The sequence below is a fragment of the Flavobacterium sp. SLB02 genome (genome assembly GCF_009664855.1).
Lineage (GTDB): Bacteria > Bacteroidota > Bacteroidia > Flavobacteriales > Flavobacteriaceae > Flavobacterium.
Window position 1 is genome coordinate 2,572,508 of record NZ_CP045928.1, and the last position, 21,897, is coordinate 2,594,404.

Annotated in this window: 17 protein-coding genes; 7 read left to right on the forward strand and 10 right to left on the reverse strand. The window is 34.9% G+C overall.

The annotated features are described in order from the left end of the window. Position 1: 1 nt before the first annotated feature. The 4 genes from GIY83_RS09730 to GIY83_RS09745 all read right to left on the reverse strand — a co-directional run bounded on the left by GIY83_RS09730 (position 2) and on the right by GIY83_RS09745 (position 4,358). A complete protein-coding gene (locus tag GIY83_RS09730; protein ID WP_208686654.1) occupies positions 2–2,620 on the reverse strand; it encodes a TonB-dependent receptor in 2,619 nt (872 codons plus the stop codon). Between the two features lie 100 nt (positions 2,621–2,720). Further along, positions 2,721–3,569 carry a FecR family protein gene (locus GIY83_RS09735; RefSeq protein ID WP_208686656.1) on the reverse strand — a complete coding sequence of 283 codons (849 nt, stop codon included), beginning with the start codon at positions 3,567–3,569 and terminating at the stop codon, positions 2,721–2,723. Between the two features lie 11 nt (positions 3,570–3,580). Beyond that, complete coding sequence (locus GIY83_RS09740; RefSeq protein WP_194614862.1) at positions 3,581–3,790, reverse strand: hypothetical protein; 210 nt, start codon at positions 3,788–3,790, stop codon at positions 3,581–3,583. A gap of 46 nt (positions 3,791–3,836) precedes the next feature. Further along, a complete protein-coding gene (locus GIY83_RS09745) occupies positions 3,837–4,358 on the reverse strand; it encodes an RNA polymerase sigma factor (RefSeq protein ID WP_194614964.1) in 522 nt (173 codons plus the stop codon). A 1,300-nt stretch (positions 4,359–5,658) separates the two neighbouring features. On the opposite strand from GIY83_RS09745, the gene GIY83_RS09750 reads away from it, so the two are divergent. From GIY83_RS09750 to GIY83_RS09760, 3 genes are read left to right on the forward strand one after another with little or no spacing between them, the layout of a single operon-like run. After that, positions 5,659–6,765 carry an efflux RND transporter periplasmic adaptor subunit gene (locus GIY83_RS09750; protein ID WP_194614863.1) on the forward strand — a complete coding sequence of 369 codons (1,107 nt, stop codon included), beginning with the start codon at positions 5,659–5,661 and terminating at the stop codon, positions 6,763–6,765. A 28-nt stretch (positions 6,766–6,793) separates the two neighbouring features. Next, positions 6,794–9,910, forward strand: a complete 3,117-nt coding sequence (locus GIY83_RS09755; protein WP_208686658.1) for an efflux RND transporter permease subunit — start codon at positions 6,794–6,796, stop codon at positions 9,908–9,910. A gap of 3 nt (positions 9,911–9,913) precedes the next feature. Next, positions 9,914–11,368, forward strand: a complete 1,455-nt coding sequence (locus GIY83_RS09760; protein ID WP_194614865.1) for a TolC family protein — start codon at positions 9,914–9,916, stop codon at positions 11,366–11,368. Between the two features lie 294 nt (positions 11,369–11,662). Here the strand turns inward: GIY83_RS09760 and GIY83_RS09765 are convergent, their stop codons facing one another. The 3 genes from GIY83_RS09765 to msrA form a co-directional block, all read right to left on the reverse strand. Continuing rightward, positions 11,663–12,271 (reverse strand): 5'-methylthioadenosine/S-adenosylhomocysteine nucleosidase, encoded by a 609-nt coding sequence (locus GIY83_RS09765; RefSeq protein WP_194614866.1) that lies wholly within the window; start codon positions 12,269–12,271, stop codon positions 11,663–11,665. 75 nt (positions 12,272–12,346) lie between these two features. Beyond that, positions 12,347–13,012 carry a GNAT family N-acetyltransferase gene (locus GIY83_RS09770; RefSeq protein ID WP_228520322.1) on the reverse strand — a complete coding sequence of 222 codons (666 nt, stop codon included), beginning with the start codon at positions 13,010–13,012 and terminating at the stop codon, positions 12,347–12,349. A 557-nt stretch (positions 13,013–13,569) separates the two neighbouring features. Further along, positions 13,570–14,064: a peptide-methionine (S)-S-oxide reductase MsrA gene (gene msrA, locus GIY83_RS09775; RefSeq protein WP_194614867.1), complete on the reverse strand. Its 495-nt coding sequence runs from the start codon at positions 14,062–14,064 to the stop codon at positions 13,570–13,572. 312 nt (positions 14,065–14,376) lie between these two features. On the opposite strand from msrA, the gene GIY83_RS09780 reads away from it, so the two are divergent. Together GIY83_RS09780 and GIY83_RS09785 are read left to right on the forward strand one after the other, a co-directional pair. Next, positions 14,377–14,994, forward strand: a complete 618-nt coding sequence (locus tag GIY83_RS09780) for a hypothetical protein (protein ID WP_194614868.1) — start codon at positions 14,377–14,379, stop codon at positions 14,992–14,994. 306 nt (positions 14,995–15,300) lie between these two features. After that, entirely contained in the window at positions 15,301–15,675 is a 375-nt protein-coding gene (locus GIY83_RS09785; protein ID WP_194614869.1) for a hypothetical protein, read from the forward strand. Between the two features lie 266 nt (positions 15,676–15,941). Here the strand turns inward: GIY83_RS09785 and GIY83_RS09790 are convergent, their stop codons facing one another. The 3 genes from GIY83_RS09790 to GIY83_RS09800 form a co-directional block, all read right to left on the reverse strand. Continuing rightward, a complete protein-coding gene (locus GIY83_RS09790; protein ID WP_208686660.1) occupies positions 15,942–17,957 on the reverse strand; it encodes a M56 family metallopeptidase in 2,016 nt (671 codons plus the stop codon). After that, complete coding sequence (locus GIY83_RS09795) at positions 17,954–18,316, reverse strand: BlaI/MecI/CopY family transcriptional regulator (RefSeq protein ID WP_173971667.1); 363 nt, start codon at positions 18,314–18,316, stop codon at positions 17,954–17,956. The genes GIY83_RS09790 and GIY83_RS09795 overlap by 4 nt, the downstream gene beginning before the upstream one ends. A 664-nt stretch (positions 18,317–18,980) precedes the next feature. Continuing rightward, positions 18,981–20,009, reverse strand: coding sequence for a rod shape-determining protein (locus GIY83_RS09800; protein ID WP_194614871.1), 1,029 nt, complete (start codon positions 20,007–20,009; stop codon positions 18,981–18,983). 384 nt (positions 20,010–20,393) lie between these two features. Here GIY83_RS09800 and GIY83_RS09805 point away from each other — a divergent pair, with 384 nt between their 5' ends. Continuing rightward, positions 20,394–20,774, forward strand: a complete 381-nt coding sequence (locus GIY83_RS09805) for a hypothetical protein (protein ID WP_194614872.1) — start codon at positions 20,394–20,396, stop codon at positions 20,772–20,774. A 230-nt stretch (positions 20,775–21,004) separates the two neighbouring features. Next, entirely contained in the window at positions 21,005–21,742 is a 738-nt protein-coding gene (locus GIY83_RS09810; RefSeq protein ID WP_208686662.1) for a hypothetical protein, read from the forward strand. Positions 21,743–21,897 lie beyond the last annotated feature (155 nt).

Genomic DNA, 21,897 nt, shown 5'->3' on the forward strand with positions numbered 1-21,897 from the left:
ATTAAAATTTAAAATTATAAGAAACTCCAGGTACTAAACCATAAATAGACAGTTGTTTGGACTCATTTGCTCCCGTAGTATCATTTTGAGAAAACGTAATCGATGCAGCATTTTGTCTGTTATAAAGATTATAAATACTAAATACCCAGTAGCTTTGCCATCCTTGTTTTTTATCCGGTTTAGGCGTATAAGTTGCGCCAATATCCAAGTGATGATATGCAGGAAGTCTGTCTGAATTTCTCAAGGTATAATTAGGTACATTTCTTCCGCCAAATTCATAATAACCGTTTGGGTACGTTACCGGTTGACCTGATTGCAGGGTAAAATTAGCATTAAACGACCATTTAGGATTGAACTCGTAATTGGCAGTAATATTCAGATTATGCAATTTATCGTATCCTGATAAATACCAGCCGCCATTTGCGATACCCGGTTCTTCAGGAGTTCTTCCCGGCGTTCTTTGTTCAGCTTTAGACAAAGTATACGAAACCCATCCTGTAAAACGACCTGTATTTTTTCTGAACAATAACTCCATACCGTATGATCTCGCTTCTCCATTAAGAATATCCTGCTCGATATTGTTGTTACCCAATAAATTTGCACCATCAATGTAATCGATGCGGTTTTTTATTTTTTTATAAAATAATTCTCCTTCAAATGAATACTCGCGCTCCTTGAAATTCTTGAAATATCCTACTGCATACTGATTCAGTATTTGCGGTTTTGTAAAAGGTCCGCTTGGTGTCCAGATCGTCATAGGCAACGGAGCACGGGTATTAGACAACATATGAATATATTGCGCCATTCTGTTGTAGCTCGCTTTTACTGAAGTTTCATCATTAAAAGCATAGGATAATGCCAATCGCGGTTCAAAGTTATCGAACTTACTGATGGTTTTTCCTTTTCCGTAATATTTACTTCCAATTGGGTCTGCTTCTTCGTAAATATGATATAACGGATTGTATACTACAGATTGTCCATTTTCGTACGTATTGATAGTTTCGTTACCTAAACGCAAAAACGTACTGTAACGAAGACCGTAACGAAGATTCAGCTTTTCTGTGACCTGATTTTCAACATCAAGATAAGCCGAAGTTTCTAAAGCATATTTTTTATCTAATTGATTGTAATTAAACTGCGAATCAACACCATACGGCTGTACAGTTCCCGGATTAAAATCATAGTATAAACCATCAATACCATAGTTCAGTTTAAAATTGTCTGATATCGTGTGGTTCCAGTTGTATTTAAGCCCGTAGTTGGTGATTTTACTATCCCATTCAAATTTTTGAAATGGTATTTGCAGGTTAAATTTATAATCACTGTAAAAAACAGAAAGGTTCGTATTTAAGTTGTCCGAAAATTTATGTTTCCAGCTAAACGTTCCCATCGTATTACCGTAAGTACTGGCAAAGAAATTATTAATATCGAATAAATCATTTCCCATATAACCGGAAAAAGAAATTGTATTATTGGCTCCTAAACGATAATTAAACTTGGCATTAATATCATAAAACATCACAGAACTTGTAATATCAGTCAGTTTTAAAAATAAATGCGCATAAGAAGCACGTCCTGCAATAATAAACGAGCCAACGTCTTTTTTTAGAGGGCCTTGTACTAAAAGTCGGCTGGATATAAGTCCGATACCTCCATTTACTTTATACTCATTAAGATCTCCTGTTTGCTGAGTGACATCAAGAACTGATGAAACGCGTCCTCCAAATTTAGACGGAATCCCTCCTTTGTATAAATCTAATCCGTTTACGATATCTGCATTAAAAATAGAAAAGAAGCCAAACATATGAGAATCCCCATATACCGGAGCACCATCCAAAAGAATCAAATTCTGGTCAGCGGCACCTCCACGCACGTTAAAACCTGATGAAGCTTCGCCGGCGTTAGTAACACCGGGCAAAGTCAATAATGATTTTAAAGGATCCGGTTCCCCCATAGCAGTCGGAAGTCTTTTAATCTCGGCCATCGAAAGTTTATTCACACTCATTTGAGTATTCTTTACATCAACTGCCTTGCTTGTGGTGATGACTACCTGTTCCAATTCCTGACTGTCTGACTCCATGTTAAATTTCATTCTTTCATCATCAGAAATCGTAATACGCTTTTCTTTATTTTTCAAACCCACATAACTAATCTCAACGGTGTAAGTGCCATTGTCGAGTTCTATAGAAAAATATCCATTCGCATCTGTTGTAGCGCCAGTACCCGCTTCTCTTACATAAACATTAGCACCAATAACTGGCTCTCTCTCATCATCAAGAACCTGACCGGTTAGCTTGTTTTTTTTTTTAACCGATGACGCTTTCGTAGTTTTTTGCTTTACAAAGATATTATTGCCTACGATCGAGAATTGAACCGATGCACTCTTATTAAGTTCACTGATTAATTCCTTTATTTCGGTATTGTTAAATGTACGTTTTTGGGTAAAATATTTCTGACTCGTATTAATTTGATCTGTAAAGGCAAATTTAAAATCGGTTTGATTTTCTATCTGCTTAAAAAATTCTTTTAATGTTACAGTCTGGTCTACCGTTACGGTTACGTTTTGGGAAAACATACACCAACTGAATAAAAAAAAGCATGCTGAAATTATATGCTTCATGAAATTTTGTATTTTTGAATATTATTAAATAGGATAGCTTCACACTATCCTGACAATGAGGAGGATGTTTAGTTTCGCGGCTAGTGCATCCTTTTCTTTTCTATTGAAAAGTAATCTGTTTTAAATCTTCATTTATTTCAAAGTTTAGGTTATACATTTCTGATATTAATTCTAGAATCGTTTTTAGATCTTCTTTTTTATTAATGCGTACTGTAATTTTCTGATTACTATATTCTGCCGGAAGCATTACTTTGTAACCATAATTTGACTCAATATATAGGCTTACATTGCTTAGTTTTTCATCATCAAAATCCATAAATCTGTTAAACCCGGCTACTACAGCGGTTTCATTTCCGTAAGTAAATTTTTCTCCAGGTTTCAGTATCCATTTTTTATCCTGATTTTTTACATTCATCTGTACGCTTCCTTCATAAAGGGCAACCTCTACTCCATTTTGGTTATGTCCTGTAACGGTAAAAGAAGTTCCTAAAACTGTAGTTGTCGTTTCGTTGCAAAGCACCTGAAAAGGATGTTTTTTGTCTTTTTTTACTTTGAAATAAGCTTCTCCGGAAACTTCAACTTTTCTGTTAACCGCAAAATTATCAGCATAAGCAATTTTAGAATTCGGGCTTAACTCTACCCTTGAACTATCTGGGAGAACAATACTTTTGATGATAGAGCTGGTATTTTCTATCGTATTTCCGGCAATACTTATATCGGTATTATTTACTAAAGACGGACCCTTAAAATAAAGTCCGGTTCCTACCAGAACAAAAAGTAAAATGGCTGCCGCTGCTGCATAATGACGCCAAGGCTTACTCTGCTTTTTTGGAGCAAACGCCTTTGCCTGGAATTGTTGCCAGGAAACCTCTTTTTCGCTATCAGAATGCGAAATGGGAGTTTCGTCCCAGATTTTTTTTAATTCTTCTTCTATTTTTTTTTCATCCATTGCTTGGGGCATTATATTTTTTGACAATAAAATCCTTGTTTATTAAAAACACCGTAAACCATTTCCTTGATATCTCTGTTAGTTTCGATTCTTAGAATATGATTATTATTTTCTAAGTCGAATTTCATGATACAATCAGAAATAATAAACTGCAGAAGCACTACAATAAAGCTTGCATCTTCTTTGGTTGTAACATCTGTTTTATACGATTCGATATGCATTTTATGTTCCTGTTTATTAGTATAACAAACGAGAACACAAAAGTTCCTAATGCTCTTCGATTTTTTTTCGAATAAATTTACTGGCAAGGTAAATATGATTGGCAATTGTCTTTTCAGAAAGATCTGTAATTGCTGCAATCTCCTTATAGCTAAGGTTTTCCAGTTTATGTAAAGTAAATATTTTTTGTTGCTGTTCCGGAAGAAGATTGATGAAATTATGCAGTTTTTCTCTTCTTTCTTCAAAAATTATGGTTTCTGTATCCTCAGTTTCCATTTTTTCGAACCCGGGATCAAGCTGAATTATTTTATTTTCTCTGTTAACGTGATTGAGAATGATATTCTTGCATATCGTAAACAATTGTTTATCGAATAAAACGTCTTCATTAAGTAATTCTCTTTTATTATACAATCTTAAAAAAGTTTCCTGAACAAAATCCTGCGGGGTCAGCACTGTAAAATCGAAACGTCTGGCAATGTTTATCAGTTTATCGTAGTAATTGAGATATACTTCTTTGAAAGAAGCCTCATTACCTTTTTTTAAACTTAATATAAACTTCTTGTTGTCCATAAACGCAAATACGATGATTAGTCTTAACTTAAAATACCTAATAATATTGTGTTTTAAGTTGGTCGCTAAGACTTGGTTTTCGTTACCTTTTTTTAATAAAATTTTAGTTGGCAAAGAACAGAATTTTAATTTACGTTCGTAAACTTTTTTAAGAATTTTAGTTTCTCAATTACAAAAGAATAATTTTAGTTCTTTTATTACGCATAAAACGCATGCAAAAAATCTTAAATAAAATTGATTGTTAGAGGAAAGTAACTTCCTTAATTCTTTTATGTAAGTTTATTCTTTTATTTACATTATTTTATTTTTAAAACGGACTTTTAAATTGAAATAACCTGCACTATCACTCTTATTTTTACCAATTTATTCCAGAATTGGATAATAGCTTTGCTGTATAATTTATCCTGTTTTTTTTAGTTTTTCTATAGCGCTCCGTCAAATTTTAGAATGCTAATATCTGATTTAAGATCAAATATTTACTATTTTATTTCTGAAGATTTAAAGCGAACCCTAAGTAAACTTCTTAAATTAATAGGGCATTTTAAAATTAGAATCAGACTAATAGTTATCTTCCATTCAATGTTATTAAAACTTAAATTTTTACCATTTTTAGAAAAAATTAAGAATTGCTTATTTTTCAAATTACTATATTTGGCGCACTATCAAATTTATCTCCTGTCTTTTTTAATGAATCCTTTCAGGAGGCGAAGAATATTGTTCATGAAACACTTTAAGTTTTTTTGTCTAGTTTTATTACTCTCGCTTTCTTTTATAAGAAGTACAGAGTCTAATAGATATCAGCCAGAACTTATTGATTATTGTACTCCGGATAATGTTTCTGCTGATGAAATTCCGTATTTTTTATCTTCAGATTTATCATTATCCAAAAATCTGGAAATTCATTTCATAGTAAAAAATAAAATAAAACACAGGGCTACACCTTCGGATAGCACTATACTAAAAACACCTTTTTTTACTAAGATCTTACATTACAAAATCTTAGTAAATAAACTAATTTATAGTATAACCACGTTTTATCAAATTCAGTGTCATAGTCACCTGCACTTGTACCAACTTTTCTAGATTTTAATTTATTTTTTAATGTAAAGAACCGCTGTTCTATTGTCTTTTATTTTTAATAAAGGCCACATTACTTATAAAAATATTTCTCAAAAACATGGCATAGCTCTTAGGGCTTCTGCCGGCACATCCATTATTTTCCATACTTATTCCCTTGTCTTCCTGTCTATTAATGATCAGGAAGAGAACCTATTTATACACCATTTTTTAAAATTTAATCATGAAAATTAAAAACAATTTATTTTTTATCGCCATTTTATCCTTATTCGTTTTAGTCTCGTGCGGAGATAAAACCCAAAAGAATGCAGACAAAATAAAAACTCTTCCCGTTTATAAGGTAACTTTAAAAGATACCATCGTTTCCAACCGATTTGTGGCCGATGTGCACGCCAAAAACAATGTAGAAATTCACGTTAGAATTCCGGGATTACTCGACAAAGTATATGTGAGTGAAGGCCAAAAAGTAAAAAAAGGCCAGCTTTTATTTCAAATAAGCGATGTAGAACTTCAAATACAACTCTTAAAAGCCCAGGCTGTTTACAAAAGTAGTATGGCCGATTTAAGAATCGCAACCGTAGAGCTGGAACAAGCTCAGACGCTTTTTAACAAAAAGGTAATTGCTGATAAGGAATTAGAATTATCTAAAGCAAAACATGATGCGGCTTCTGCCAAAGTAGCTCACGCTTCCGCGGAAAAAAAAGCGATCACCCAACAGATTAGTTTTGCTACAATACGTGCGCCGTTTGACGGTACAGTGGACCGAATTCCGTTTAAAGAAGGAAGTCTGGTCGAAAACGGATCTTTACTTACAACTGTTTCACAATTAGACGATGTTTACGCGTATTTCTCTATTCCTGAGAATACCTATTTCCAGATGATGGAAGACAAAACCCTTCATACACAAGGTGATATAAAACTTGTATTGCCCAACGGAATAGTTTACGATCAAAAAGGAGAACTAAAAACCGCCGACGGAGATATTGACAGACAAACAGGCTCTATTCAATACAAAGCAAAATTTCATAATCCGCAGGGATTTATCAAACACGGAACTTCAGGAAAACTGATTATTTCAGAACCCAAAACCAATGCGATTATAATTCCGCAAAAAGCTGTTTTTTCTATTCAGGATAAACAATTCGTATTTCTGGTGGGCAAAGAAGGCATTGTAAAAATGACCAACGTCACCATTGGAAGTACTCTTGACGATGTATACATTTTAAACAAAGGGCTAAAAAATAACGATTTAATTGTTCAGGAAGGCATTCAGTCTTTGCGTGACGGAGATAAAATCAATATAAAAGAAACCCAAAACGCAACCCTGTAATTAGTATACATATTTAAAAGATTTCACAATGATAGAAATGTTTATCAAAAGAAAAATATTATCATTAATCATCTCGGTTATGATAGTACTTTTAGGATTACTGGCTTTGTTTCAGCTTCCTATTACCCAGTTTCCGGATATTGTACCGCCGTCTGTAACGGTTACGGCAAAATATACGGGAGCCAATGCGGAGGTTTCTGCCAATGCTGTGGCGCTTCCGCTGGAACGTGCCATAAACGGTGTTCCCGGAATGACGTATATGTCAACGGTAACTTCAAACGATGGTTTAACACTGATTCAGGTTTTCTTTGAAGTAGGAACCGATCCCGATTTAGCGGCTGTAAACGTTCAGAACCGTGTAACGACAATACTTGACGAACTTCCCGAAGAAGTAATTCGTGCCGGAGTTACCACCGAAAAAGAGGTAAACAGTATGCTGATGTATCTGAATATTACCAGTACCGATAAAACTCAGGATGAACAGTTTATCTTCAATTTTACGGATATTAATATTCTTCAGGAATTAAAACGTATTGATGGTGTCGGACGTGCTGAAATTATGGGGCAAAAAGAATATTCCATGCGTGTATGGCTGGATCCGCAAAAGATGCTTTCGTATAATATTTCGGCAAATGAAGTGATCAGTTCCCTTCAAAAACAAAACATTTCTGCCGCTCCGGGTAAAGTGGGTGAAGGATCAGGACAATTGGACAATCAGCTGCAATATGTAATTAAATACGGCGGAAAATTCTTTGAACCCAAACAATATGAAGAAATTCCACTAAGAGCCAATTCAGATGGAACTATCTTACGATTAAAAGACATTTCGAACATTGAATTTGGTTCGATGAGCTACGGAATGGTTTCTAAAACCGACGGAAAACCTTCGGCTTCTATTATGTTGAAACAGCGTCCGGGCTCTAATGCTTCTGAAGTTATTGCCAGTGTAAAAGAAAAAATGGCAGAACTAAAAGGAACTTCTTTTCCTCCGGGAATGGATTATAATATTGCCTATGACGTTTCGCGTTTCCTTGATGCTTCTATCGACGAAGTTTTAAAAACACTTATCGAAGCCTTTATTCTGGTGGCTTTTGTAGTTTTTATCTTCCTGCAAGACTGGCGTTCGACTTTAATTCCGGTTTTGGCCGTTCCCGTTGCCTTAATTGGCTCGTTTACTTTTATGTCGATGATGGGATTCTCGATCAATCTGTTAACTCTTTTTGCTCTAGTTCTTTCTATCGGAATTGTGGTCGATAATGCCATTGTCGTCGTCGAAGCCGTTCACGTAAAAATTTCCGAAGAACATATGGATCCTCTGCCCGCCACGATCAGCGCCATGAAAGAAATTAGCGGAGCCGTTATTGCCATTACTATTGTTATGGCTGCCGTATTTATTCCTGTAGCTTTCCTGAGCGGTCCGGTTGGGGTTTTCTACAGGCAATTCTCGTTAACCATGGCGATTAGTATTGTAATTTCCGGAATCAACGCTCTTACGCTTACTCCGGCTTTATGTGCGATTATGCTAAAAGCACACGATCCTAATAAACAAAAAACATCTTTGCTTGACAGGTTCTTCCACCGATTCAATAAATGGTTTGACAATATTACTTCTAAATACATTAGAGTACTGGTAAAATTTGCCGATCGTACTTCGATTACGGTTGGATTATTGGTTTTATTCTGTTTGTTTACCTGGGGAACGAGCAAGTTTCTTCCATCTGGATTTATTCCGTCTGAAGATCAGGGAATGGTCTATGTAAACGTAACCACACCACAAGGAGCAACGGTGGAACGTACTGAAAAAGCATTAGACGAAGTAACGCGTCTTGCCAAAGAAATAAACGGAGTTGACAACGTAACAACACTTGCCGGATACAGCATTGTAACCGAAATCGCGGGAGCTTCCTACGGAATGGGAATGATCAATTTGAAAGACTGGAAAGAACGCGATATTTCGGTAAACGAATTTATTGCCAAACTAACTGAGAAAACAAAAGGTATCAACGATGCGCAAATCGAAATTTTTGCACCGCCAACGGTTCCGGGATTTGGTAATACCAGTGGTTTTGAACTTCGTTTGCTCGACAAATCAGGTGGAACCATTAATAATACCGATGAAGTAACCAAAAACTTTATTAAGGAACTTAACGCTTCTCCGGAAATACAAAATTCTTTTACCAGTTTTGATGCTACTTTCCCCCAGTATTTAGTTCATATTGATTATGATCTGGCGGCTAAAAAAGGAATTTCTGTAGACAATGCCATGGCGACTTTACAGACCATGCTGGGTTCATTTTATGCGACCAACTTTATTCGTTTCTCTCAAATGTATAAAGTAATGGTTCAGGCAAGTCCGCAGTTTAGAAAAAATCCGGAAAGCATTCTGGATATGTATTTGAAGAATGATGCAGGCGAAATGGTTCCGTTTTCGACTTTTATAAAACTGGAACGCGTTTACGGACCAGAAGTTTTAACGCGATATAATATGTACATGTCGGCAATGATCAACGGGGAACCTGCTGAAGGTTACAGTTCCGGAGATGCTATTGCGGCGGTAGAAAAAATCGCTGCCGAAAAACTCCCAAGCCGTTTTGAACTCGAATGGTCCGGAATGACGCGTGAAGAAATTCTCTCCGGAAACCAAACCATTTACATTTTTGCCTTATGTATTTTGTTTGTTTATCTATTGTTGGCTGCACAATACGAAAGTTTACTGCTTCCGTTTCCGGTGCTTTTAAGTCTGCCAGTGGGTGTTTTTGGTTCTTACCTTGCCCTGTTAATGGTGGGCTTAGACAACAATATTTACGCCCAGGTGGCACTCGTCATGCTAATTGGTCTGCTCGCCAAAAATGCCATCCTGATTGTGGAGTTTGCCATGGCACAAAACAAATTAGGACGCGAAATTACCCAGGCAGCAATCGAAGGCGCAAGACTTCGTTTCAGGCCCATTCTTATGACCTCATTTGCTTTTATTGCAGGATTGATTCCGTTATGTATTGCAAGCGGAGCCGGAGCGGTAGGAAATCGTTCGATTGGTACGGCTGCTGCGGGAGGAATGTTTATAGGAACTGTTTTTGGACTTGTGATCATTCCGGGGCTTTACATCCTGTTTGCCAAATTAGAAAAAGCAATGAATAAAAAATAAAACATGAAACAACAAATAAATCGATATATAATCTTTGGCGGTGTTTTGCTTCTTACCGCCTGCTCGGCACCAAAAATCAATGATAATCTGGCAGCAAAACAGCTGCCGGAAAATTTTGACCTGAAAAGAAAAAAAGCGTCTGATAGTCTGCAAACTTTTATTCCGTTAAAAACAGAAACGTATTTTAAAGATGCCAAACTGGAAAATCTTTTAAAGAAAGCAATTGCTCAAAATCCTGATTATTTAATTATGCAGGAAAGAATTTTAATTGCTAATTCTCATTTAAAAGTGGCAAAACTGGCTTTGCTGCCGTCTTTAGATCTTGTAGCAGATGCTTCGGGAACGCATTACGGAAAATATACCATGGATGGTGTAGGGAATTTTGATACCAATTTTTCCCAAAATATTAATGAGAAACAAAGGATAAACGAAAATGTTTCCCCTAACCTGTTTTTGGGTGGAAAAGTTTCCTGGGAAGCGGATATCTGGGGAAAACTGAGCAATCGTAAAAAAGCAGCACGCGAACGATTCTTTGCTTCTCAGCAAGGAATGCGTTTACTGCAAACCCGATTACTAAGTGATGTGGCCGACTTGTATTATAAACTCATTGCTCTGGACAAGCAAGCTGAGATTTACAAAAAAAACCTGAAAACACAGCAGAAAGCGCTTGATATTGTAGCGGCTCAGCGTTCTGTGGGAAAAGCGACAGAATTAGCAGTGCAGCAATTTAATGCGCAGAATAATAATATTTTGGCCGAAGCCGAACAGCTTAATTTAAGCATCGATCAAACCGAAAAAGCTTTATTGAATCTTTTAGGAGAATACGGCGGCAAAATCGAAAGAAGTGCTGATTTCTTTTCCGGTCATCTGGAGGTTTTGAATCAAAAAATAAGCGTGGATTCTATCATTCATAAAAGACCAGATGTTGCTGAAGCCTATCACGAACTGCGTGCTACAAATGCTGATGCAAAAGCAGCGCGTGCCGCCTTTTTCCCGACTTTAAATTTGGGAGGTTATGCTGGTTTTAATTCGTTTTCTTTCTCTACCTTTTTTGATAACGGATCGTTTGCCTGGCAATTGCTTGGCGGTTTAACGGCTCCTGTTTTTAATAAAGGACAGATCAAACAGGAATTTTTTGTATCCAATAAAAGACAGCAGATTTCGTTTTTACAATATCAAAATACGATTACAACGGCGTATAATGAATTAAGTGCTTTACTGCACAGAACGGAATCTTTTGTAGGCGTTTTAAAATATAAATCGAAGGAAATTGAGCATCTGGAAATTGCAGTAAACGTTTCGAATGACTTGTATTTGAGCGGTTATGCTAATTACCTGGAAATTATTAATGCTCAGAAAAATAAACTGCAGGCCGAACTGGACTTTGTTGACATTCAATTAAAAAATGCAGAGTCACAGGTATTATTGTACAAAGCTTTAGGAGGAGGAATAAACTAATCTTAAAGTAACTAATTGGTCGTAAATTTTTAAGTGCTTATAAAAACTGCAGTTATAAGAGGCTGTCTGAAATCTATTCAGGCAGCCTTTTTTTTATCACAAAGTCCCAGCGGCAAAGTTTTAGTACGCCACTCCCGATAGCTATCGGGATAAAGATTAAAATGATTTGAAAAATACGCAGATAAAAGCTCTCGCAGATCTGGCAGATTAAGCGGATTATTCTTTATCAAACTTTATCAAAAAATCTGCTGAATTTGCTAAATCTGCCAGAGAAAAAAAAATATTCGTTATCCTCTAAGAATTAGCCGCAGTTTCGTTTATATTCAATTTTAAAATACTGCCATAAGCAACAGCCGCTTTATGAACCTGAACACTCCAGTCTTCGGCTGCATTGTCATCGGCACCATCAGAGATGTATTTTAAGCACAAAAACGGAATATTTTCTTTCATGGCAATCATAGCCAACGCATAAGATTCCATATCTACCACATCATAAATGGTTTCAGAATGCTGCATTTCGAAACTATCTCCCGTACCGCAAATACCTAAGGGCAGACCGTCCATTTCCAAACCGTATTCTAAAACAGGCGGCAAACCAGACAAAGGCGTTTCATACAGAGCAAAACCAAGTCCTCTGACATCCATATCTCTTTGAACAAATTTTGTACAGCAAACTAGATCACCTTTCTTAAAATGAGTACTTCCCGCCGAACCCAGATTTACAATTACCGACGGTCTTTTTAATTGTATCGCTTTAGTCAATTCGTAGGCAGCATTGACTTTTCCAATTCCGGTAATAAGCGCAGTATGGTCTTTGAACACTTCGGCTGCTTCAGAAGCTAAGGCAAATGTAAAAAGTACCTCCTTGAAAGGATATGAATGGTTTTCGTTTATTTTTATCATAAAAATTGAAGTGTTTTTTATGTCGCAAATATCGGGTATTATTTACTTCTATATTTTCAAAATGGTTTGATTTTTTTATTTAATATTTACGGGTTTATTGTGTTTAGGATCGTAAAGCATGGCTGTACACAAACAGTTTTTTCTTTCTTTACTCATTAATATAGGGCAATTGACACAGGATTTGCAATTCTCCCAGAAAACCTCATCCGTTGTCAACTCAGCATACGTGACGGGCTCAAAACCTAATTCATGATTCATTTTCATTACAGCCAAACCGGTCGTCAGACTGAATATTTTGGCATCAGGATATTTTTGACGGCTCAATTCGAATATTTTTCTTTTAATCATTTTTGCCAAACCTGTATGTCTGAATTCAGGCGCAACAATTAATCCGGAATTAGAAACATATCGCCCCTCTTCCCAGGAAGATATAAAAGAGAATCCGGCCCATATACCTTCTGATGTAAAAGCGATGATAGCTTCGCCTTTTTTTATTTTTGATTCCAGCAATTCAGGAGAACGTCCTGAAATACCCGTTCCGCGGGCTATGGCAGAGGACAATGTGACGTCGCAAATTTCTTTTGTCCAAAAAACATGTTTGGCGCTGGCAACTTCAACCGTAAAATTCGGTATTTCTTCCGCAATTTGACTATTTTGTAATACAATTTGTTTGTTGGGGAATGGATCAGGCTCTGGAAAATCTTTGCCGAAAAAATCTATGGTACGTTGTAGGGTTTTCATATGTAGTTTGATGTATTCCCTATTTTATTAATAATACAATCTATAATGCATTTGGAAATACGAAACTGAATTTTCAATTTATATACCAATTCTCGAAAACCTATGTACTTTAACCATTATAACCTATATATCAACAACTTAATTACAAAACATACAACTTTGATTAAATGATATTCCTATCAAAATGATACGATTTTATCATTCTGATATCAATTGAACTTGTGTTTTAGGGATAACTTCAAAAATCTGTGGAGAGAAAAAAATTACCACAGAGAACGCTAAGTTTTTTTATCTTCTTTTTTATAAAAAAACACAAAGTTCACAAAGTTTTGTATTGGCTTAGCTTTGTGAACTTTGTGTTTTTAGAAGTATCCTTAAATAAAAATCTTGCGTTCTCTGTCATGAAAATAATTAATGAGTTTAATTTTTTTTCTCAACAACATTTAATGTCGATCCTATATTAGATAAGATTATTAAATCTTTAGCATAAAAAACCTCCAAAATCAAAGACTTTAGAGATTTGTATTTTTAATGTTTTAAACGAATCGTCATAACATTTATAAAAACGAAGTGTTAAATCGTTCAAAATGACACGTATATCCGTTTGGATTTTTGACCAGATAATCCTGATGATAACCTTCGGCAATCCAAAATTTACTAATAGGTTCAAGTGTCGTAACCACTTTTCCCTGCCATTTCTTAGAATCATCAACAAGTTGAATTACTTCTTTTGCCGCCTCCTCCTCTTCTTCGTTCTGAATAAATATAGCCGATCTGTAACTCGATCCTTTGTCATTACCCTGTCTATCTACCGTTGTTGGGTCATGCATCCTGAAAAAGTAATCCAATAATTCTTTAAAAGAAGTGATGTTGGCATCGTAAGTAATCTCTATTCCTTCTGCATGTCCGGGATGATTTTGATAAGTGGGATTATCATTTTCTCCGCCAATGTAACCCACTTCGGTATTAGTTACACCGGGACGAACACGAAAAAGGTCTTCCATACCCCAAAAACAACCTCCGGCTATATACGCTTTCTTTAAATTCTCCATAATATTTGTTTTTAAAAATCATTTTAAAACTTCAGTTTCTATAATTTTAGATTCTAAGTTTTATTGAATCAATGCATTAAAAAAATCATCTTTTAATGCTCCATTCTCTATCAAAGATAATGGATTATTTGTTGATTATATATAAAGGAAAACATAATTTAAAGTAAGAACATGGCGGTTTATGATCATTTTAAAAATCATCTAAAAAAGAATTTATATTAAATTTGAAATTAATAATTAGAAATATTTATTCAGCGCCAAGAAGAAAAACTTTTTAGATCTGGTTTGAAGCAATGATAAGTAAAAAAGAAAATGAATAAAACAGGTTTTAAATATAGTATCGCGATTATTTTTCTAATTTCATTTTTTTTTATCTATTGTAAAAAAACAGATAAGAATATTACTCTCACAGAAAAAGAATTGTACTACAAAATGTATTCAGAAAATGATAGTTTACTTGGATATTCTATGAGAAAATATGAATTTAGAAATGATACCATTATCGAAAAATACATCTCAATTAACTTAAATGGAAAAAAGAAGAATAAGTATTTGCGTGATTTTTATAGGAATGGATTAGATATGTATATTTTCTCCACTATCCAAAATGATAAAAACAAGTATTTATTTTTTTCTCCAACAATTAAAGACACCTGTTATTTTATTGACAGAAAATTAGATAATTTTTATTTGTGTGCTAAGGGAAAAATCAATTTCAAAAATCACCAGAATGTTTATAAAGTTTATTATGATGAAAGAGGATCCCATCCACGTAAAGAAACTTTGATATTAGATCAAGATTATACAATATTAGCTAGATTTGAAGATTGTTATGACTATAAAAAGGAAATTATAATTGAAAACAGTAAAACAATTGAAGATCTAAAAATTAAATTTCAAAAAGAACAAAAGAAAATTTTATGGTGGTAAAAATGCGTAATGTATTTATAGAAAAATAATGGTAAATCACTAGCAAGATACACGCGCCAGCGGGGGAAACATTTAGTTATTCTGCTAATAATTTTATAAAAAATGAAGGAATTCAAGCGCCAGATTCATTTGCTAATTGGTCTGCACAAGTTGGTGGTGGCATAATTAGTAATCGATTTGGAAAAGCAACAGATAATTACTTTGGAGGAGAAGGAATCTGAGGAAAAGTTATTGGAGAATATTTTAAAGGTATAATTGAAACAGGCTCAAATGCAGTTCCAAATTTAATAAAATAAATTATTAAAAATGAGTACAAAAAAAGTAGGAGGAATTATTGTTTTGTCCATTATAATTTTTATAATTTATGGACAACTTAAAAGTTATAGATATGAAAAGGAATTAGAGAGAAACGGAATTATTACGATTGGGAAAATTGACAGTATCCAAGAAACTCCCAAAAGAAATTATTTATATTTATCATATTATATTGGAAGCAAAAAATACATATCTTTTGAGAGCGGATTGCATAAAAATGTATTGCCAAAAGACATTGGTAAATTTTATAAAATAAAGTATTTATCAAATTCCCCTGAAATAATTAGAGGAATTTATTCTGCAGAGATTCATAACCAAAAAGAAATATTGAAATCAGGCTTTTCGCTCGAAGAAATTAAAAAATAAAAGCTGTATCCTCTGCAAAGGTTTATATTAAAAAAGCTGCGCAAATGTAGACTACGCAATTTTTTTGCTGTTAAAAAGTCGTAAATCCTCGTTCTAAGAAGAGTTCTTCCGATAAGCTGTACAAATTCATCTCTGACTTCGCAAGCAAGTTAATCCATTAAAGAACAATCACTAAAAAAGCCCATTCCTAAAGGTTTGGGCTTTTGTAGTCTTACAATCTAATTTGTTTTTTAAATCCTATTTAACAAAGTGATTGATCTTTGTCCTTAATTATTTAGCACCGATTTCAGTTCAATGTACTTTTCAAGATTTTTAAAATCGTGTCCTTTTCCTCTCATCGATTTAATGAAAGTTGGCGTAGCGCCTGTTGCCTGTGCTCCTACAACATCGTTCATATCCAGATTATTGAAACCAAGATCTTTGTACTGTTGTATCAAAGCAGGAGTTATATTTTGCGATTTTAATGCAATCAGGTCATCTGGTTTGATATTGGTAAAACCAGCTTTTTGAAAATCCCTGATGTATTCTGCAGTTACATTTAATGATTTCATAGCAATTAGATCACTGTTTGAAACATTGTCATATCCAACTTGTTTCAGGGAATTAATGAATGCTTTATCAATATTCAATGCTTTGAAAGCAAGGACATCATCATCGCTGTTTGAAGTGTTTTCCCCAGTATTATTAGCTTTTGCAGCACTGCGTACATCGGCAATATATTTACCATCGATGCCTTGTGATTTTAATGCTATAATATTACCCGGAGTTACCTCTTTATAACCCGACTTGCGTATTTCTTCGATATAGGCTTTGTCAATTCCTAATGATTTAAAAGGAACCAGATTCTCAAGATCAATATCCGGAATTGCCTGTTTTATCGATGCAATATAAGTTTCATTGACATCTAATGCTACAAGAGGAATAAGATGGTCTTTGTCCGGATTCTTGTAACCGCTTTGTTTTACCATTTGTACATACGAATGCTTGATGTTGATCATAAAGAAAACCATTAAGTCATCGTCTTCTGTCACTTTTATTCCTTCTTTAAGCATGGCTGCCTGATAGTTTTTATCGGCCGTAAATTTATACGTTCCCATTCCTTTATCGCCTTCAAATTTTCCGGTAAAAGTCATTGTTCCGGCTTCGCGTGTCAATGTAAATGTGCCTTGTTTGTCTCTTTGCAGGTCTTTAAATTCACTCAACTGAAAAGTGCTTGAAGAATTGTCTTTCTCATCGCTTTTTAATTGTAGATATACTTCATTGCCTTTGATCGTCGCCAACCAATTGCCTTCTGTTCGTATTGAATTTCGAACATTTGACTTTTTTGCGGCTTTTTCAGCAGACTTCTCTGTAGAATTAAGTGTTTGACTTTGCGCTGCCGGTTGATTAAAAAGGCAGGCAAACAATACCATAAGCGGTAAGAGGAAAAAATATTTCCACGTAGTGTTTACGTTTGATTTTTTTGAGTTCATCATGATGATTCGTTTTTTAAGTAATGATTGATTATAATTGGTTGTAAGACTCAAAGGAAATTGTGGTGCTGCTACTTTCAGCAGGCTAAACTGATAACTTTCTCTTTCAATAGTATCCTGTTTGAGCATTTGGTCATCGGTTAAAAATTCAAGATTAATTTCAAGTGCTTTTCGCCATTGCCAGGCAAAAGGATTGAACCACTGAAAAATGAGAACGATCTCGGCAAGCAAAAGATCTATAGTATGTTTTTGCTCGATGTGTATTTTTTCATGCAGCAAAATCTGATTGTAGGTTTCCCATTCGTATTTTTCAGGATTAATGAAAATATTGTTGGCAAAAGAACAAGGAGCTTTGTCTCCTGTTATTTCTACAATACGAAATTTTCCGTCCTGAATCACCGAACCCGAATAAGCTCTGGTAATTAATATGACTGCCTGCATTAAAAAATTTACTCCAAAAACGATTACTCCAAACCAATACAGGTAGATTAGCCATTGCAGCGCCACTTCAACATTGATGAATTGTTTTGTTGGTTCTACAGTGGTTTCCTGTATGGATTCTTGTTTTACTTGGGTTGTGCTATTTTTATGAACCGGAATTTCCGGTAAAACAACAGCCGTTGTAGTTGGTGCATTTCTAAACGATAATTGCTGAGGCACCGGAATCAAAGGCAAAACAAAAGCCAATAGCATACAGCACAGCAATACATACCTGTTTAAATGAAAGAAAGTTTCTTTTTGCAAAAGCAGCTTGTAAAATACAAGACAGGCAGAAAGAATCAAAGCAGAATATAAGATATAAGGTATCATACTTTTCCTTTTTTAATGATATTTACTATTTCATCAAGATCCTTTTCTGTAAGCTTTTGTTCTTTTGCAAAAAAGGCAAGCATTCGCGGATAAGAGTTATCAAAATAATCACTCACAATGTCTTTTAATGCAAATTGCTGGTATTCTTCCCTACTGATGACAGGAAAAAAACAATGCATATTACCGGCTGTTTCATGATTCAGAAAACCTTTTTCTTCCAGAATCTTTACTATTGTTGCCACGCTGTTATAATGCGGTTTAGGATCTGGCAATAACGGAATTATGTCTCTTATAAAAGCTTTGTTTAAATCCCAAAAGACCTGCATGATCTGTTCTTCTCGTTTGGCTAGTTTTATCATGGTTAAATATTTTGATGCAAGATACTACTAATTAATTAGTAGACAAACTAATTGGTTAGTTTTTTAACTAATTCGTTAGTAATCGTAGAGAAATGGTACACGTATGGCACGGATTCGCTGGCGCGAAAGCACGGATTGACGCGGATTTTTAATGGTAAGTTTGGTTTTGAATGTTTGTAATGCTGAGTAAAGCCTTTACCTAAGTTTGCGTAATGGCACTCGGATGATGCGGATTTTTTAATGGTAAGTTTTGATTACGCACAATCTTGTCATCCTGACGGAGGAAGGATCACACATGAAACTCGACAAAGATTGACGATTTTGTTTATAAAGTTTTGATTACGCACAATCTTGTCATCCCGAGGAACGAAGGATCTCCGTTAGTAGATAACGCAAAGTATTTTTGATAAATTGTCGAGCTACTTGTAGAGATCCCTCGTTCCTCGGGATGACAAACTATACGAAAATAGTATTATGAAAATGACTGCCCTAGTCCCGATAGAAGCGGAAATCCTTTTGCGTCCGTCGCGGCGGACACAAAAGATTGGAACAGATTGCTTCTCCAGTTCGCTCTTTCAGACTCGGGTGCGGGGATTAGCTCCTAAAAAAATTGGTCTATCGTAGAACTTTAATTAAAGAATCTATAAAAGATATAAACACAAATCTATTTTATCAATACACTTTTGTATTTTGTAATATCTTTCAGAACCACTCCAGTACCTCTAACAACAGCTCTTAAAGGATCTTCGGCAATATAAACCGGTAAATCTGTTTTTTGAGAAATTCTTTTATCAAGTCCACGTAGCATTGCTCCTCCTCCTGCGAGATACAAACCTGTGTTGTAAATATCGGCAGCCAATTCAGGCGGCGTTAACGAAAGGGTTACCATAATAGCATCTTCGATTCTAAGAATCGATTTATCTAGTGCTTTTGCAATTTCTCTATAAGTAACCTTTATCTCTTTTGGTTTTCCGGTAAGCAAATCTCTTCCTCGTACCAACATATCATTAGGAGGTTGTTCGAGTTCTTCCATTGCAGAGCCTACTTCAATTTTTATCATTTCTGCCGAGGCATCTCCAATATATAAATTGTGCTGTGTTCTCATATAATATAAGATATCATTGGTAAACACATCACCGGCAATCTTGATCGATTTATCGCAAATTATTCCGCCAAGGGCAATAACCGCAATTTCGGTAGTTCCTCCCCCAATATCCACAATAATATTACCCTGAGGCAGCATAACATCTATACCCATCCCTATAGCGGCCGCCATAGGCTCATGAATCAGGAATACTTCTTTACCATTTACACGTTCGCACGACTCTTTTACCGCTCGCATCTCAACCTCGGTAATACCGCTGGGAATACAAACCACCATTCGCAAAGAAGGCTTAAAAAGATTTTTTTTAATTTCCGGTATATTATTGATAAACCAGTTAATCATTTTTTCCGAAGCATCAAAATCTGCAATTACACCATCTTTCAGCGGTCGGATTGTTTTAATATTTTCGTGTGTTTTACCCTGCATTAAACTGGCCTCTTTGCCTACAGCAATAATTTTTCCGTTTCTTATATCTCTTGCCACAATCGATGGACTATCTACTACAATTTTTCCGTCATAAATTATTAAAGTATTCGCTGTTCCCAAATCCATAGCTATTTCCACTATCATAAAATCAAATAAGCCCATAATATAGTTTTGTTTAAGAACGCTTGTTATTGCTGTTTTATTCTCTGTAAACAGCAGAATGCAGATACTTTAGCAAAAATTAACAACAAGTAAAAACGTTTTCCTATTAAAACTTCAACATAAAAACGTCTTTAATTCTAAGTTTAAATAAGTTCTGTTAAAATTGCTATTCATTAGATTCAAAAAAAATCTATTTAATCTTAACCTTATCAATACCTACAAATTATGCAACTATAATTTATTTTCCTGTAATGAATAACAGCAACCTCTACGCTAAATTTGTAAAATACACGCCTTAAAAAAGTAAGCTTTACTATTTCTTTTAATAGAAAAAGACATAAAAGCTTCAGTTAATACAAAAAGTTTAATTTAAAAAATAGCGTTATGGAAAAGCAAAACAGCAACGAATACGGTCAGACAGACCCTGATTTTATTGATCAAAATACGCTAGTGGACGGAAACAGCATTCAAAGCGACGATCAATATAAACGAACTATTAATACGGAACCAATTCCGGAATTTGTAGAAGGCGATCCTGATTATATCGACCAGGAAACCCTTGTTGATAACGACAATTACGCCAGAGACGAGGATCCGTACCGATATGAGGAAAAATTCACAGAAGATTTGAATACAGAAATTGATATTGAAAACAATTCCTCTGTCAAATCAGAAGAGACCGAAGATCAGGATAAAACCCTTAATAAAGATACTTCTGTCAGCAACAATAACAAACAGGATGATCTTAATAAAGACGATGAATAATCGGATTATTAAAAATTACAACTACAAAATGGCATACCTATCGTATGTCATTTTTTGTATTTAAAAACAACAAACCTTCCCTTCACTTTCTGTTTTTTTCTGCAATTTGTCCTTTTCTAAAACTCTTTAGAAAGTTTAAAATCCTTACATTTACCCGCTGGCCAATCAAATTACGTTGCATAAACAATCAATTCAAGTAACGTTAAGCCAATTAATTTTAAGCAGTCAAGATGGAAAAACATACTGTATCAGTAGCATCGTTACCCTTAGATGATAATACAATATCGAATACGAAAATAAAGAAAGCTGATTTGTTACCCGATCCGGAATCTCGTCTGGATTCTATGGAAATGAAAGAAAAACCTCTTATGGATGCCAGTATTCAGTTTAGAGATTTAACGAATACTGCAACTAAAAAAGAAAGTATTGCCCGGCTGATTGATAAACTGGATGTTGAAAATAGCCTTAGATATCAAAAAACTGTAGAAGATACCTATTGCAATGTATACTCTTATGACTATTGTTATTTTTCGAAAGTATATCTGCCAACGGTTTGGTGGAAAGAAGAATCTCTGGAAAAAGTTTTAAATGGTGAAGATGTAGAAGCTATCTTTGAGCAAACGGTCGATCGCATTTATTCCAGCGCCATACACGATTGGTTCCCGAAATGGGGAGCGAGTTTTGGATGGGAAAAAATAGCTACGGTTGATGAAATGCAGCATAAGGTAAATGCCAATGGCGGAATTGGAATCATTTGTGCCAAAAGAAGAGAAAAAGGTCTTTCCGGACATATTGTTCCCGTTGTTCCTGAAACTGATTTGCATAAAGCGTATCGCGAAAATGGAATTGTAGTATATCCGCTGCAATCCCAAGCCGGAAAACTAAATTACAATTACTTCGCTGAAGTTCGTAAAGACTGGTGGAATGATGAGTTATATTCCTCGTACGTGCTTTATTATCACGAATAAAAATACAATTAAGGGAATTGCTCCAGCATTTAAAAAAAAATATTGATTATCAGCCTGTTAACTACTTGCAAATACGATAATAAAAAACTACTTTTGCAACTTAGAAAAAACAAGAATAGCAAAAGTTGTGATTTGCCTATTCCCTTGCTTAAATT